Annotated in this window: 12 protein-coding genes; 2 read left to right on the top strand and 10 right to left on the bottom strand. The window is 65.8% G+C overall.

From position 1 onward, the window contains the following. Positions 1–94 precede the first annotated feature (94 nt). A complete protein-coding gene (gene mazG, locus METLW4_RS0106380) occupies positions 95–913 on the top strand; it encodes a nucleoside triphosphate pyrophosphohydrolase (protein ID WP_018265375.1) in 819 nt (272 codons plus the stop codon). 16 nt (positions 914–929) lie between these two features. Here the strand turns inward: mazG and METLW4_RS0106375 are convergent, their stop codons facing one another. The 9 genes from METLW4_RS0106375 to dusB all read right to left on the bottom strand — a co-directional run bounded on the left by METLW4_RS0106375 (position 930) and on the right by dusB (position 11,700). Beyond that, a complete protein-coding gene (locus METLW4_RS0106375; protein ID WP_018265374.1) occupies positions 930–1,583 on the bottom strand; it encodes a glutathione S-transferase family protein in 654 nt (217 codons plus the stop codon). 10 nt (positions 1,584–1,593) lie between these two features. Continuing rightward, positions 1,594–1,920, bottom strand: coding sequence for a DMT family transporter (locus METLW4_RS0106370; RefSeq protein WP_018265373.1), 327 nt, complete (start codon positions 1,918–1,920; stop codon positions 1,594–1,596). Between the two features lie 55 nt (positions 1,921–1,975). Next, positions 1,976–3,367, bottom strand: a complete 1,392-nt coding sequence (hflX, locus tag METLW4_RS24145) for a GTPase HflX (RefSeq protein WP_018265372.1) — start codon at positions 3,365–3,367, stop codon at positions 1,976–1,978. Between the two features lie 123 nt (positions 3,368–3,490). Beyond that, a complete protein-coding gene (gene hfq / locus METLW4_RS0106360) occupies positions 3,491–3,760 on the bottom strand; it encodes an RNA chaperone Hfq (protein WP_018265371.1) in 270 nt (89 codons plus the stop codon). 262 nt (positions 3,761–4,022) lie between these two features. Continuing rightward, positions 4,023–5,387: a nitrogen assimilation response regulator NtrX gene (gene ntrX, locus METLW4_RS0106355; protein ID WP_018265370.1), complete on the bottom strand. Its 1,365-nt coding sequence runs from the start codon at positions 5,385–5,387 to the stop codon at positions 4,023–4,025. A 12-nt stretch (positions 5,388–5,399) separates the two neighbouring features. After that, entirely contained in the window at positions 5,400–7,664 is a 2,265-nt protein-coding gene (locus METLW4_RS0106350) for a sensor histidine kinase NtrY-like (protein WP_018265369.1), read from the bottom strand. Between the two features lie 227 nt (positions 7,665–7,891). Continuing rightward, positions 7,892–9,370 carry a nitrogen regulation protein NR(I) gene (ntrC, locus tag METLW4_RS0106345; protein ID WP_018265368.1) on the bottom strand — a complete coding sequence of 493 codons (1,479 nt, stop codon included), beginning with the start codon at positions 9,368–9,370 and terminating at the stop codon, positions 7,892–7,894. Between the two features lie 25 nt (positions 9,371–9,395). Then, on the bottom strand, positions 9,396–10,634 hold the full coding sequence (locus tag METLW4_RS0106340) for a two-component system sensor histidine kinase NtrB (protein WP_018265367.1): 1,239 nt from the start codon (positions 10,632–10,634) through the stop codon (positions 9,396–9,398). A 61-nt stretch (positions 10,635–10,695) separates the two neighbouring features. Continuing rightward, positions 10,696–11,700, bottom strand: a complete 1,005-nt coding sequence (gene dusB, locus METLW4_RS24140) for a tRNA dihydrouridine synthase DusB (RefSeq protein WP_018265366.1) — start codon at positions 11,698–11,700, stop codon at positions 10,696–10,698. Between the two features lie 147 nt (positions 11,701–11,847). Between dusB and METLW4_RS0106330 the strand changes: the two genes are divergently transcribed. Then, complete coding sequence (locus METLW4_RS0106330) at positions 11,848–13,053, top strand: bifunctional 2-C-methyl-D-erythritol 4-phosphate cytidylyltransferase/2-C-methyl-D-erythritol 2,4-cyclodiphosphate synthase (RefSeq protein WP_018265365.1); 1,206 nt, start codon at positions 11,848–11,850, stop codon at positions 13,051–13,053. Between the two features lie 55 nt (positions 13,054–13,108). Here the strand turns inward: METLW4_RS0106330 and katG are convergent, their stop codons facing one another. Next, a complete protein-coding gene (katG, locus tag METLW4_RS0106325; RefSeq protein ID WP_043332308.1) occupies positions 13,109–15,286 on the bottom strand; it encodes a catalase/peroxidase HPI in 2,178 nt (725 codons plus the stop codon). Positions 15,287–15,427 lie beyond the last annotated feature (141 nt).

Below are 15,427 nucleotides of genomic sequence, written 5' to 3'. Positions count from 1 at the left end.
CGGATTCCTCGCATTTTTTTCCGCGCCCTGCTGCGTCAAAACAACGCGTCGCTCGCGCTTCTCAGCGCCCCTCCCGCCTCTTCGAGGTCCGCCGATGACGCAGGACGCGATCGCGCGCCTCCTCGGCATAATGGCGGCCTTGCGCACTCCCGGAACCGGCTGCCCTTGGGATCTCGAGCAGGACTTCGCCAGCATCGCTCCCTACACGCTCGAGGAGGCCTATGAGGTCGTCGACGCCATAGAGCGCGGCGATCTCGGCGATCTTCGCGACGAGCTCGGCGATCTGCTGCTGCAGGTGGTCTTTCACGCCCGATTGGCCGAGGAGGGCGGCGCTTTCGCCTTCGCCGATGTGGCAGAGGCGATCTCGGACAAGCTCATCCGCCGGCATCCGCATGTGTTCGGCGACAAATCCGCCGCCTCGGCGGAGGATGTCGCCCTTCAATGGGCCGAGATCAAAGCGCAGGAGAAGAGGGCTCGCGCCGAGCGCCGCGGCATAGAAGAGCCGGCCGGCCTGCTCGACGGCGTTCCGCCTGCCCTGCCCGCTCTGACGCGCGCGGTGAAGCTTCAGGAAAAGGCGGGAAAGGTCGGCTTCGATTGGGCCGACGCGCGTCTCGTGCTGGAGAAAATCCGCGAGGAGACGCTGGAAGTGGAGGCGGAGCTGGGCGTCGGCGGCGCCCCGCATGCGCCCGCCGTCGTCGAGGAAATCGGCGATCTTCTCTTTGCCGTCGCCAATCTCGCCCGCCATGTCGGCGCCGATCCAGAGCAGGCGCTGCGCGGCGCCAACGCCAAATTCGAGCGGCGCTTCCGCTATATCGAGCGCGCGCTCGCGGAAAAGGGCAAGAGCCCGAAGCAATCGACGCTCGACGAGATGGAAGCGCTGTGGCAGGCCGCCAAGGCCGACGAGCGGAAGTGATTTCGATGCGCCGAAATCACTTCTCGAATTTCTCGAGGACCCAGGGCTCGGCGCGGCCGCTTTCCACCCATTCCCGATAGGCCGGCAGCGCCTCGATCGCGCGCATATAATCCTGCGCCTGCGGCGAGACGTCGAGCCGATAGGCCGAGAATCGGCAGACGACCGGCGCGAACATGGCGTCGGCGGCAGAGAATTCGCCGAAGAGAAACGGCCCCTGCCCGCCGAAACGCGCGCGCGCGTCGCTCCAGGCGGCGTCTATGCGCGCGATATCGGCGGCGGCCGCAGCGCTCGGCGCTGCGATGGCGCCGGGCGCGCGACGAAAATTGGTGGGATATTCGCTGCGCAGCGCGGTGAAGCCGGCATGCATCTCGGCCGAGAGCGAGCGCGCCAGAGCCCGCGCCGCCGGATCGCGCGGCCAGACCGGCAGATCGGGAAAGCGCTCGGCGATGAATTCGACGATGGCGAGCGATTCCCAGACCAGAATATCGTCGGCGCGCAGCGCCGGAACCTTACCGGCCGGCGAGAAGGCGAGGAGCTTCGCCTTGGAGTCCGCCTGATAGAGCGGAACCAATATTTCCTCGAATTCGATTCCGAGCTGCTTCAGCAGCAGCCAGGCGCGCAGCGACCAGGAGGAATAGCCCTTATTGCCGATGAGCAAGGCGAGCGGCATCGAAACATCCTCAATGGGCGGTCTGGGAAAACAGGCTCAGAACGACGACGCCGGCGATGATGAGGCCCATGCCGGCCATTTCCCCGGCGTTGAGCCTCTGATGGAAAGCGAACCAGGCGACGACGGCGATCAGCGCTTGGCCGACGCCGGACCATATCGCATAGGCGACGGCGACCGGAATGCTGCGCAGCGCGAGCGACAGCAGAAAAAACGACACGCCATAGCCGATGACGACGATGACCGACGGCAGCGGCTTGGAAAAAGCCTCGCTCGCCTTGAGCGCCGAGGTGCCGACCACCTCGGAGAGAATAGCGACGATCAGATAAATTCGATCCATGATGCGTTCCGCCGGTTCCAGCGCCTCGGGACTCGAGGCGCGCCGAGAGGAGGAATTAGCGCGCGCGCCGCTTGGATGACGCCCGAGCGCGCACCTCGGCCTGCGGATAGCGGCGCGTGACCCCGTCAAATCGCTCCGGCGCGACGCGCACGATGAGCCGCGCGCGGCCATCGGCCAGCGTCTGGCGATCCAGCACCTCCGTATGGGCGTGCAGCCAGGCGATGCCGGCGCCGTCGGCGGGATCGAGCTCGACCTCGAGCTGAATGCGCCCTTCGGCGAGACGCGTCTCTATGCGCTCGAGCAGAGCGTCGAGGCCCTCCCCGGTCAGCGCCGAAACGAGAGACGGCCGATCGACGTTCTTCTTTCCACGCGCGGCGATTTTCATCGCGGCGACGATCTCGTCGTCGAGCGCGTCGATCTTGTTCCACACTTCGAGAATGCGCGTTCCCGCTTCGCCGGAAAGGCCGAGCTCGCCGAGAATGGATTCGACATCGGCGGCCTGCGCCTCCCGATCGGGATGTGAGACGTCGCGCACATGCAGGATCACATCGGCGAGCGTCACCTCCTCCAGCGTGGCGCGGAAGGCGGAGATCAGCATGGTCGGCAGATCGGAGATGAAGCCGACCGTGTCGGAGAGCAGCACTTTGGCGCCATGCGGCAGGCGAATCTGGCGAAGCGTCGGATCGAGCGTCGCGAACAGCATGTCCTCGGCCAGCACGCCGGCCTTGGTCAGCCGGTTGAACAGTGTCGATTTGCCGGCGTTGGTGTAGCCGACCAGAGCGACGACCGGATAGGGAACCTCGCGCCGCTTCTTGCGATGCAGGCCGCGCGTGCGCTTGACCTGATCGAGGTCGCGCTCGATGCGCGCCATGCGCTCCTCGATCAGGCGGCGGTCCGTCTCGATCTGCGTCTCGCCGGGGCCGCCCAGAAAGCCGAAGCCGCCGCGCTGGCGCTCGAGATGGGTCCAGCTGCGCACGAGCCGCGATTTCTGATAGGCGAGATGGGCGAGCTCGACCTGCAGCGAGCCCTCCTTGGTGCGGGCGCGGCGGCCGAAAATCTCGAGGATCAGGCCGGTGCGGTCGATGACCTTCGCGCCCCAGGCCTTCTCGAGATTGCGCTGCTGAACCGGCGAGAGCTGGCAATCCATGGTGACGAGCTCGACCTCCGCGGCTTTCACCGTCTCGGCGATCTCCTCCACCTTGCCTTTGCCGAGATAGGTCGCCGGCCGCACATCATGCAGCGAGACGCCGATCTCTCCGACGATGTCGAGCTCGATCGCCTCGGCGAGGCCGACGGCCTCCGCCAGCCGTGCGACGGGATCACGCTCCGCCCCCTGCCCGGCGCCGCTCTCCGAAGCGCGCGGCCGCGTGGGATAGGGGCCGACCACGAGCGCTTTCGTGGGCGCGCCGGCCGTCCGGTCCTCGGACGCTGATGCTTTTTCGTTCAACCTCACCTCGACCCGCCGAGCCGAGCGCCTCGGCGATTCGCCGCGCGTCTCGCCAGCCTTTTATAGTTCTCGCGCGGACTCCTACCAGAAAACGGAAAACGCCGCCTCTCGATGAATCCCCACTCAGCGATGGCGCTCCGGCGGGCTCTGCTCGCCCTCCTCGCCCGGCTCAAACATATGAATCGGATGGCCGGGCATGATCGTCGAGATCGCATGCTTGTAGACGAGCTGGGAATGCCCATCGCGCCGCAGCAGGAGGCAGAAATTGTCGAACCAGGTCACGATGCCCTGCAGTTTGACGCCATTGACCAGAAAAATCGTGAGCGGGACTTTGTTCTTCCGCACGTAATTCAAAAACGTGTCTTGCAGATTCTGCGCGCGTTCGGAGGACATCGGCTATCCTGTTCTGTTTTTCGTTATCGGGGCGATTTGCGTCGCTCTTATCGGTCCATAGCCATCCGACCGCACATTAGAGCCCGCGTCGGCGCGATGCGCAAGACGCAACTCCCTCATGCGGCCAAAGGCCTCCCCTTACGGTCCTGTAACCCGCTGTTTCGACGAGTTTACGACGAGACGAAACGCATCAACTAGAGCCAAACCGCCGCAGAGCCAATAGGAAAATTTCGCAAGATCTTGTAACGGCGAGATTTGTCGCTCATTCGATGGCGAGCGACTTCAGCTTGCGATGGAGCGCCGATCGCTCCATTCCAATGAACTCGGCCGTTCGGGAAATATTGTTGCTGAAGCGATTGAGCTGGGCGATCAGATATTCTCTCTCGAACACTTCGCGCGCCTCGCGCAGCGGCAGGCTCATCAGCTTCTCGCCGCGCACGCCGGCTGGAGTGGCGGGAACGAGCTGGCCGATCTCGGACGGCAGCATCTCGGCGGAAATCTCCGCCGTCGCGTCGCCGGCGGTCAGAATCATCAGCCGCTCCACATTGTTGCGCAGCTGGCGGATATTGCCGGGCCAATCGTGCAATTGCATCACAGCGAGCGCGTCCTCGCTGATCTTGCGGCGCGGCATGCCGGAGGTCGCCGAGACCTGCTCCATGAAATATTCGATGAGCTCGGGGATATCCTCGCGTCGCTCGGCGAGCGAGGGGATGCGAATCGGCACCACCGACAGGCGATGGAAGAGATCCTCGCGCAACGCGCCCTCCTCTATCGCCGAGGCGAGATCGCGCGCCGAGGAGGAGATGATCCGCACATCGACCTCGACGCGCGCCGTTCCGCCGACCCGCTGAAAATTCTGCTCGACCAGGACGCGCAAAATCTTCGCCTGCGTGTCCTTCGGCATGTCGGCGATCTCGTCGAGGAAGAGCGTGCCGCCATGGGCCTCCTCCAGCGCGCCGATCTTGCGCGCGCCCTCGCCGCCCTCGCTGCCGAACAGCTCTATTTCCATATTCTCCGGCGTGATCGTCGCCGCATTGATGACGACGAAGGGACCGGCGGCGCGTTGCGAGGCGGCATGGATGCAGCGCGCCGCGAGCTCCTTGCCGGAGCCCGGCTGGCCTGTGATGAGCACGCGTGAATTCACCGGCGCGACGCGGGCGATCACCTGCTGCAGCTGATGCGCCGGAAAGGAGCTGCCGACGATGCGGTCCGAGGCGCCGGCGCGCTGACGCAGCGCGCTCACCTCGCGGCGCAGATGCGAGGCCTCGAGCGCGCGCTCGGCGACGAGCACGAGACGATCCGCCTTGAAGGGTTTCTCTATGAAATCATAGGCGCCGAGCTTTATGGCGCTGACCGCTGTCTCGATATTGCCGTGACCGGAAATCATCACCACCGGCAGGTCCTTGTGCTGCTTCTGGACGATCTCCAGCACCTGCATGCCGTCGAGGCGCGAGCCCTGCAGCCAGATGTCGAGGAAGACGAGATGCGGGCGGCGCTGCTCGATCGCGGCCAGCGCGCCATCGGCGTCCTTGGCGGTGCGCACGCCATGGCCCTCGTCGCCGAGAATGCCGGCGACCAGCTCTCGGATGTCTTCTTCATCGTCGACGATGAGAATGTCGCTGACCATGTTCCTCACCATTCACGAAATCCGGGCCTGCGCCTGCGTTTCCTCCGCCGCCGCCTCGGCGAGCGGAATCAGCAGGCGCACGCAGGCGCCCGTCCCGGAGGGGGCGTCGAGCAATTCGAGTCGGCCGCCATGGTCCTCGATGATCTTGGCGACAATAGGCAGGCCGAGCCCAGTGCCCTCGGCGCGCGTCGTCATATAAGGCTCGAGCAGGCGCTGCCGGTTGAAGGCCGGAAAGCCCTTGCCATTGTCGACGACGTCGATCTCGGCCATGTCGTCGCGCACGCCGAGGCTGATGTCGATGCGCTTGGCGGCGAGCGCGCCGGCGTCCTCGCGCGCTTCTATGCCTTCAGCTGCGTTCTTCACAATGTTGGTGAGCGCCTGCGACAGCAGCCTTCGATCGAAGACGGCGAAGACCGGCGCCTCCGGCAGATTGAGCGTCATCTCCACATCGTTATGCGCGACGCGCGTCAGAAAAAAGGCTTGGCGCATGCAATCGCAGAGATCGTCGCGCACCGGCCGCGCCTTGGGCATGCGGGCGAAGGAGGCGAATTCGTCGACCATGCGCTTGATGTCGTCGACCTGGCGCACGATCGTGTCGGTGCATTGGTCGAAAACGTCGCGCTCGAAGGTGATGTGCTTGCCGTATTTGCGTTTCAGCCGCTCGGCGGACAGCTGGATCGGCGTCAGCGGATTTTTGATCTCATGGGCGATTCGCCGCGCCACATCCGCCCAGGCGGAGGTGCGCTGGGCGGTGACGAGATCGGTGATGTCGTCCAGCGTCACGACAAAATGCGCGCCGCCCTTCTGCGTGCTCGCCGAGGTGACGCGGACGGCGAGCGTCAGCTCCTTGACGCCGCGCCTTATGTTGATCTGCGTCTGAATGGCGCGCGGAAACGCTTCGACGGCGTCGGCCAGAATGGGCGCGATCTCGGGGAGCGCCTCGGCCGCGCGCGCGCCGATCGCCGCAGCGCCTTCCTTCCCCGCCCCATCCGGCCCCGCCCCGCCGATGAGCAGCTCCTCCGCCGAGCGGTTCAGCACATTGATCCGCCCTTCCGCATCGACGCCGATGACGGCGGCCGGCACGCCCGAGAGAACCGCCTCGGTGAAGAGGCGGCGCTCCTCGTTCTGGTGGTTGGCGGCCAGCAGGCGGCTCTGCTGCTGCTCGATCTCGCTGGTCATATTGTTGAAGACGGAGCCGAGCCGCGCGAGATCGCCATGCGAGCGCTCGACATTGACGCGCACGTCGAGATTGCCGGCGGAAACCTGATCCGTTGCGGCGATGAGCGCGCGAATCGGCGCCACCAGCCGATCGACGAAATCGAGCCCGACCCAAACGGCCGACAGCAGCATTATGGTGGCGAGCAAGGCGTACATGACGGTGAAGGCCCTCTTCACCGCGCCGCGATAGGCCTCGAATGCGTCATAGGTGGCGATGAGGCTCGCCGCCTGCTCCGGGAATTGCACGCCGAAAGGATCGACCGGACGCGTCACATAGAGGAATGTGTCGGGAAAGCTGGACAGCGGCCGCAGCGCGACGAAGGTGAGCCCGTCGTCGATGACGAGGCAGAGCGGCTCGCCCTTGCGCGCATCCTCGAAATCCGAGGCCGGCGGCGCAATGACGATGGCGGAGCCGTCCGCCGTCACATCGACGCGCTCCAATATCTGCCCGTCGGTCTTGACGATCGCCGCCACGGAAAAGCCGAGGAAACGCGCCCGCGAGACGAAGAACTCGTGGAACAGGCCGCGATCGGCGTTGAACATGGCGCGGGCGCGATCGAGGTCCGAGGCGGAGAGCTGCGCCTCCTGCAGCAGCGAGCGGCATTGCGTCTCGCGGAACACGCGCGCCGCCTCCGCCGTGCTGTGAACGGAGGTCTTCACCATGGCGAGGAATTGCGGGTTCAGCGCGCGCTCGAGCGTCACCGAGCCGACGATGGCGAGGGTGATCGCCGGCGTCAGCGCCAAGGCGGAAAAGAAGGCGAGGATGCGAATATGCAGCCCGGCCGCCGCAGCGCCGCGCCGCCAGGAGCCGATGAGCGTGCCCGCCTTGACGAGCACCAGAGCGACCAGAAGAACCAGCGCGACGGCGTCGGCGAAGAAGAGCGGATAGACGACGTCGCTGGTCGGCGCCACGGGCGCGAGCTCGGCCATGACGAAGAAGGTGGCGAGCGCGCAGGCGACGGCGGCGACCACCGCGATCGGCCCGAACCACAGCCGCCAGGATCGCTTCCTGGGCGCAGCCGGCGGCTCGGGCGCCTGAATGTCTCCCGCCATGGACATGCGCCTGTATAGGTCGTGGCGCCGGTAGAGGCAATCTCGCGCGCTCCCTTCTCCCGTTTACGGGAGAAGGTGGCCCCGCGCAGCGGGGGCGGATGAGGGTCCTTCGAGTTTGCTGGACAGAGTTGTTTTTTTTCAAAGCCTCGGATGAGCGGCAATGGCCCTCATCCGACCCTCGCTGACGCGAGGGTCACCTTCTCCCGCGAGCGGGAGAAGGAGTCTACGCTTCCTTAGCGCGGCGAGCGCATCAGCCGAATGTCGAGGTCGTTGACCTTCTTGCGCAGCGTGTTGCGGTTGAGGCCCAAAAGCTCCGCCGCCTTGATCTGATTGCCGCGCGTCGCAGCGAGCGCGGCGGAGATCAGCGGCACCTCTATCTCGCGAATCACGCGGTGATAGAGGCCCGGCGGCGGCAGACGATCGCCATGATCGCGGAACAGCTTGGCGAGATGCTGCTCGACCGAGGTGGAGAGCGTCACATCCTTGTCGGACGGCAGATCGGCCAGAATGGTCGTCGCCGCCGGCGACCGATCGCCGGGCGAGGCTTGACGCATCTCATGCTCGAGCTCGAGCTCCACCACCGCCTCGGTGATGACCTCCTGCGGATGCAGGGCGGCGAGTCGGCGAATGAGATTCTCCAGCTCGCGAATATTGCCGGGCCAGCGATAGCGCTTCATCCGGTCGAGCGCCGCCTGCTCGATATATTTCTGCGGCAGGCCCTCGCTCGCCGCCACCTTGAAGAAGTGATGCACGAGGTCGGCGATATCCTCGGAGCGCTCGCGCAGCGGCGGCAGGCGCAGCGGCACGACGTTGAGGCGGAAATAGAGGTCCTCGCGGAACAGGCCCTGCTGAATCAGCGCGCGCAGATCCTTATTGGTCGCGGCGATGATGCGGACATTGGTCTTGATCGGCGTGCGGCCGCCGACGGTCGTATATTCGCCCTGCTGCAGCACGCGCAAAAGCCGCGTCTGCGCCTCCATCGGCATGTCGCCGATCTCGTCCAGGAACAGGGTGCCGCCTTCGGCCTGCTCGAAACGGCCGATGGAGCGCTGATTGGCGCCGGTGAAAGAGCCCTTCTCATGGCCGAACAGCTCGCTCTCGATGAGATCGCGCGGGATGGCGGCCATGTTGATGGCGACGAAGGGGCCCTTCTTGCGCTTGCCATAGTCGTGCAGCGCGCGGGCGACCAGTTCCTTGCCCGTGCCCGACTCGCCATTGATCATGACGGTCAGATCGGTCTGCATCAGCCGCGCCAGCGAGCGATAGATCTCCTGCATCGCCTGCGAGCGGCCGACGAGGGGCATGCCCTCCATATCGTCCGGGCCGTCGATCTCGTTCTTCTTGCGCGGCTCGGCCATGGCGCGGCCGACGATGCCGACCAGCTCCTTCAGATCGAAGGGCTTGGGCAGGTAATCATAAGCGCCGCGCTCGGAGGCGCGGATCGCGGTCATGAAAGTGTTCTGCGCGCTCATCACGATGATCGGCAGATCGGGGCGCAGCTTCTTTATGCGCGGCAGCAGCTCGAAGGCGTTTTCATCCGGCATCACCACATCGGTGACGACGAGATCGCCCTCGCCCGATTGCACCCAGCGCCACAAGGTCGCGGCCGTTCCGGTGGTGCGCACCTCATAGCCGGCGCGCGAAAGCGCCTGCGCCACCACAGTTCTGATCGCGGCGTCGTCGTCGGCGACCAGAATCTCGCCGTGGGTCATCGGATTTTTCTCCAGCAGATCGTTCTCACGAGCGGCGCTCTGTCGGCGCAGGCTCTGTTCCCTCGGCGGCGGAATGTTGTCGTCTGGCTCGTCGCTCGTCCGCTCTCTTCTCCTCGTCCTTGTTGCGATACATCGGCATCAAAATACGGAAAGTGGTACGCCTCGGGTGAGATTCGCATTCGACGATGCCGCCGTGGTCATTGACGATCTTGGCCACCAGTGCAAGTCCGAGGCCAGTTCCAGAAGTCTTCGTGGTGACGAAGGGATCGAACAAATGCGCGGCTATGTCCTCGGATACGCCGCGGCCATTGTCGCGCACGCAGAATTCCAGCGGCAGCCCCACCGGGCGCTTGTCGCCGGCAGTGCGAAGGCTGACCCCCGGCCGGAAGGCGGTGGACAGCTCGATCTCGCCGTCTATCGAGTCGCCGATCGCCTCCGCCGCATTCTTGACCAGATTGAGAAAGACCTGGACCAGCTGGTCGCGATTGGCGGCGACCGGCGGCAGCGACGGGTCGTAATTCTCGATGAAGCGAATGTGGCGGGCGAAGCCGCTGCGGGCGACGCGCTTCACATGGTCCAGCACGACATGAATATTGACCTTCTCGCGCTCCAGCGGCCGCGAGTCGGAGAACACCTCCATCCGGTCCACGAGGCGGACGATGCGGTCGGTCTCCTCGCAGATCAGCCGCGTCAGCGCCCGGTCGGCGTCCCCCACCGAGCTTTCCAACAGCTGCGCGGCGCCGCGAATGCCCGATAGCGGGTTCTTGATCTCATGCGCGAGCATTGCCGCCAGCCCAGAAACAGTGCGCGCCGCCCCCCTATGGGTCAGCTGCCTGTCTATTTTATCGGCAATTGTGCGCTCTTGCAGCACGACCAGAACGCCGCCTTCGCTGTCCGGCAGCGGCGCACAATGCACATCGACGCGTCTTTCACCCTCCGCGCCGGGGCGGCCGAGGTCGATGCGATATTCATTGATCGCCGAGCCGCGCTCGCGCACCTGCTCGATCAGCGCGAGAATCGGCGAGCCGAAGGGCACGAGACGGCTCAGCTCCTGGCCGATGAGGATCGGCTTGCCGATCTCGAAAAAGGATTCCGCCGCGGCGTTGGCGTCGACGATCACGCCGTCCGGGCGGATCGCCAGGATCACATTGGGTAATGCTTCGAGGATGCAGGCGCGATTATCATCGGCGATCACGCGCAGCCGCGCGCCGACGGGCGTGGCGAGCGCGCTCTTGCGCCGGTGCGGATTGGATTCGGCGGTCATCTCGACACCTCGGAACTCCTCTGGCGCGAAGCGCGCGCCGAGCCTCTACGGGACATACGCGTCAGCAATATGCCGGAGCCGGCTCCCCTCGCGCCGGCTCGAGCGAGAACAAAAGGCGAAGAAGGCCATGAACCTCCTCGGCCGAGGACGAAGCGAGCATCGCCCGACGGAGACCAGCGCGCTGTTCCGCGTCCCCCTCCGCCTGCTCGGCATAGGCGGAGAGATGCTTGCGCGCATGGCGCAGGCCCAAATTCGCGCCCATGGCGGTCAGCAGACCGTCCAAATGCTCGAGCGCCGCCTCCATTCGCGCGACGGCGGAGGGCGCCGCGCGGCGACGCCCGGCGGCGAGAAAATGGGCGATGTCGCCGACGAGCCAGGGCCGGCCCATCGCCGCCCGCCCCACCATCACCGCATCGGCGCCGGAGGCCGCGAGCATCGCCTCGGCGTCCTGCGGCGAGGCGCAATCGCCATTGGCCACGACCGGAATTTTTACGGCGGCCTTGACCGCGGCGATCGCCCGCCAATCCGCTTTGCCCTCGTAGAATTGCGCGCGGGTGCGGCCGTGAACCGTCACCATGACGGCGCCCTCCGCCTCCACCAGCCGCGCCAGCTCGGCGGCGTTGCGGCTGGAGTCGTCCCAACCGAGCCGCATCTTGACGCTCACCGGAACGGAAACCGCGCCGACGGCGGCGCGGACCAGCTCGGCGGCGAGCGCCGGCTCGCGCATCAGCGCCGCGCCGGCGAGGCCGCCGGTCACGCGCTTGCATGGGCAGCCCATGTTGATGTCGATCAGCCTCGCTCCCGCGGCCTCGGCGTGGCGCGCCGTCTCGGCTATGCCGGCGGGATCGCGCGCCGCGATCTGCACGATATGGGCGTCTATGCCGGAGCCGTCCAGCCGCTGGCGGGCCTCGACGTCGCCGCGCGCCAGCGCGCTCGCCCCGACCATCTCGCCGACCGCCGCGGAAGCGCCGAAACGCAATGCGATCCGCCGCATGGCGAGATCGGTCACGCCGGCCATAGGCGCCAGAAAGGCGCGCCCCTCGAGATGAAGCGAACCGATGCGCAAAGGCGTGGCTCCTATGGTCTCGCCTATAAATTCATCAGTTGTCATCGTGCCTACACTATATGCAGACTGCCATACGTACGCAATGCGTACATCCCCGAGAATAGTGAAAATTGACGTGAAGCCGAAAAAGCGGGAGAGGAACCTCCTATGAGCTCATCCTCGACCATTGCGATCCTCACCGTCGCCGGCGGCCGCGGCGTGCGGGCGGGCGACAGCCTTCCAAAACAATATCGTTCGCTTCTCGGCAAGTCTGTGCTGGCGCGCACGCTCGAAGCCATGCATCGGGCTGCGCCCCAGGCTTCGCTTCTCGTCGCCATCCATGCCGACGACACGGAGCTCTATGCGCGCAGCGTCGCCGAATTATCGGACAGCGCGCGTGCGCGGCTGCTGGAGCCGGCGATCGGCGGCGCGACGCGCCAGCAGAGCGTGCGCAATGGGCTCGAGGCGCTGGCGGCCCTCTCCCCCGCGCCGGAGATTGTGCTGATCCAGGACGCCGCGCGGCCCTTCGCCGATCCGGCTCTCGTCGCCAGGGCCATAGAGGCGGCGCGAGTCCATGGCGCGGCGGTGCCGGGCCTGCCGCTGGCCGACACGGTGAAGCAGATCGACGCCGAGGGCGTCGTCATCGCCACTCCCGACCGCGCGAGCCTGCGCTTCGTGCAGACGCCGCAGTCCTTCGCCTTTCCGCTGATTCTCGAGGCGCATCGCAAGGTCGCGAGCGGCGGCGGCGAGCTCACCGACGACGGCATGGTCGCCGAGGCCGCCGGCCATAAGGTCCATGTGTTCCCGGGCGACGCCACTAATTTCAAGCTCACCACGCCGGAGGATTTCTTGCGCGCGCAAAACGCATTGCTGGGCGACCTCTCCGACATTCGCACCGGCCAGGGCTATGACGTCCACGCCTTCGGCGAGGGCAACAAGGTCTGGCTCGGCGGCGTTCCGGTGCCGCACAGCCACGGCCTCGCCGGCCATTCCGACGCCGATGTGCTCGCCCACGCCATCACAGACGCTCTGCTCGGCGCGCTGGCCGATGGCGACATCGGAAAACATTTCCCGCCCTCGGACCAGCAGTGGAGAGGGGCGCCCTCCTCCATCTTCCTGGCTTTCGCGGCAAAGCGCGTGCGCGAGCGCGGCGGGATCATCTCCCATGTCGACGCGACCATCGTCTGCGAGGCGCCCAAGATCGGCCCGCATCGCGACGCCATTCGCGAGAGCCTCGCGAAAATCATGGAGGTCGACATCGGCCGCGTGGCCGTGAAGGCCACGACCTCCGAGCGCCTGGGCTTCACCGGGCGGCAGGAGGGCATGGCGGCGCTGGCGCTGGCGACGGTGCGACTGCCGAATTCCGCTACATGAACGAATTTCGCCGGCCGAGCTCCGAGGGGGCGGAGTCCGGCCGGAGTTTCGTCGATTACGACTTACGCAAGTCGAAGCGGTCCAGATTCATCACCTTGACCCATGCGGCGACGAAGTCGCGCACGAACTTCTCTTTCGCATCGTCCGAGGCGTAGACTTCCGCCACTGCCCTCAGCTCGGAATTGGAGCCGAAGATCAGATCGACGGCGCTCGCCGTCCATTTGAGCGCGCCGCTCTTGCGGTCGCGGCCTTCATAGACGCCTTCCGTCTCGGCCGACTTCTTCCATTGCGTGGACATGTCGAGCAGATTGACGAAAAACACGTTGCTCAGCACGCCCGGCCGTGACGTGAAGACTCCCACCCGCGAATTCCCCTCATTTGCGCCGAGGACCCGCATTCCGCCGACGAGAACGGCGGTCTCGGGGACGGTGAGCTCCAGCAGGCTCGCGCGATCGACCAAGGCCTCCGCCGGCGATTTCTCGCCGCCTTTGGCGAAGTAATTGCGGAAGCCGTCGGCTTTCGGCTCGAGAACCGCGAAGGATTCGACATCCGTCTGCGCTTGCGTCGCGTCCGCGCGCCCCGTCGAGACCGGAACTTCGACCGTGACGCCGGCTTTTTTGGCGGCGGCCTCGATCGCGGCGGAGCCGCCGAGCACGATGAGATCGGCGATCGACACGCGCTTGCCGTCGACGCGCCCCTTGTCGAAGCCGGCCTTCACCTCCTCCAGCGCCGTCACGACCTTCGCCAGCTCGGCGGGGTCGTTGACGGCCCAATCCTTTTCCGGCGCGAGGCGAATGCGCGCGCCATTGGCGCCGCCGCGCTTATCCGTGCCGCGGAAGGAGGCCGCCGAGGCCCAGGCCGTTCGGATCAGCTCGGCTTCGGTGAGGCCCGAAGCGAGGATTTTCGACTTCAATCCGGCGATATCCGCGGCCTCGATCGGCTTGTAGTCGATCGCGGGCACAGGATCCTGCCAGATCAGCTCCTCCTTCGGAACCAGCGCGCCGAGATAGCGCGAACGCGGCCCCATGTCGCGATGAGTGAGCTTGAACCATGCCTTGGCGAAAGCCAGCTTGAACGCATTGGGATCGTCATGGAAGCGCTTGGCGATCTTGCTGTATTCGGGGTCGAATTTCAGCGCCAGATCGGTGGTGAACATCATCAGCGGATGCGCCTTGCCGGGCTCGTGCGCATCGGGGACGACGTCCTCCGCATCCTTGGGTTTCCATTGCGTCGCGCCGGCCGGGCTCTTGGTCTTGACCCACTCATGGCCGAAGAGATTGTCCAGATATTGCGTGGTGAAGGAGACCGGATCGACCGACCAGGCGCCTTCCAACCCGCTGGTGATCGTATCCGCGCCCTTGCCGGAGCCGCAGCGATTGGCCCAGCCGAGGCCTTGCGCCTCGATCTTCTCGCCCGCCGGCGCAGGGCCGACGCATTTGGCCGGCGATTTGGCGCCATGCGCCTTGCCGAAAGTATGGCCGCCGGCGATCAGCGCGACGGTCTCCTCATCGTTCATCGCCATGCGGCCGAAGGCTTCTCTTATGTCCTTGGCCGCGGCCAGCGGGTCCGGCACGCCATTCGGCCCCTCGGGATTGACATAGATGAGGCCCATCTGGACCGCGCCCAGGGGCTTCTCCAGCGCGCCGCTCTTGTCGCGATTATTGCCCATGAATTTGGGCGCGCCCCAATAGACGAGATCGGGCTCCCAATCGTCGCTACGGCCGCCGCCGAAGCCGAAGGTCGCAAAACCCATCTTCTCCATGGCGACATTGCCGGTCAGCACCATGAGATCGCCCCAGGAGAGCTTCTGGCCGTATTTCTTCTTCACCGGCCACAGCAGCCGGCGCGCCTTGTCGAGATTGGCGTTGTCCGGCCAGCTGTTGAGCGGCTCGAAGCGCTGCTGCGCCCCGCTCGCGCCGCCGCGGCCGTCGTGAATGCGATAGGTTCCCGCGCCGTGCCAGGCCATGCGGATGAAGAAAGGCCCGTAATTGCCATAGTCCGCCGGCCACCAGTCCTGCGAGGTCGTCAATACCGCCTCTATGTCCTTCTTCACCTCGGCGAGATCGAGCGACTGGAACGCCTTCGCATAGTCGAAATCCTTGCCGAGCGGATTCGATTCCGCGGCGTTGCGGCGCAGCGGCGAGAGATCGAGCTGGTCCGGCCACCAGAATTGATTGGGATGCGGCGCGCCCTCGGCCGAGACGGCCAGCGTCGCGCCGACGACGATCGCCATCGCCGCGGCCGTCGTCCGCAGAAATCGCCGCAAGTCGCTGCGCAAGCATGACCTTCCGGCCCTCTCCTTCATTTTTTCCATCGCATTTTCCTCCTCGTCGCGCCCCCGCTCAGCTTGCTATAAGACGCGAAATCGATTAGG

The sequence above is a fragment of the Methylosinus sp. LW4 genome, assembly GCF_000379125.1.
Taxonomy (GTDB): domain Bacteria; phylum Pseudomonadota; class Alphaproteobacteria; order Rhizobiales; family Beijerinckiaceae; genus Methylosinus.
This window is presented reverse-complemented; position numbering and strand designations above follow the sequence as displayed.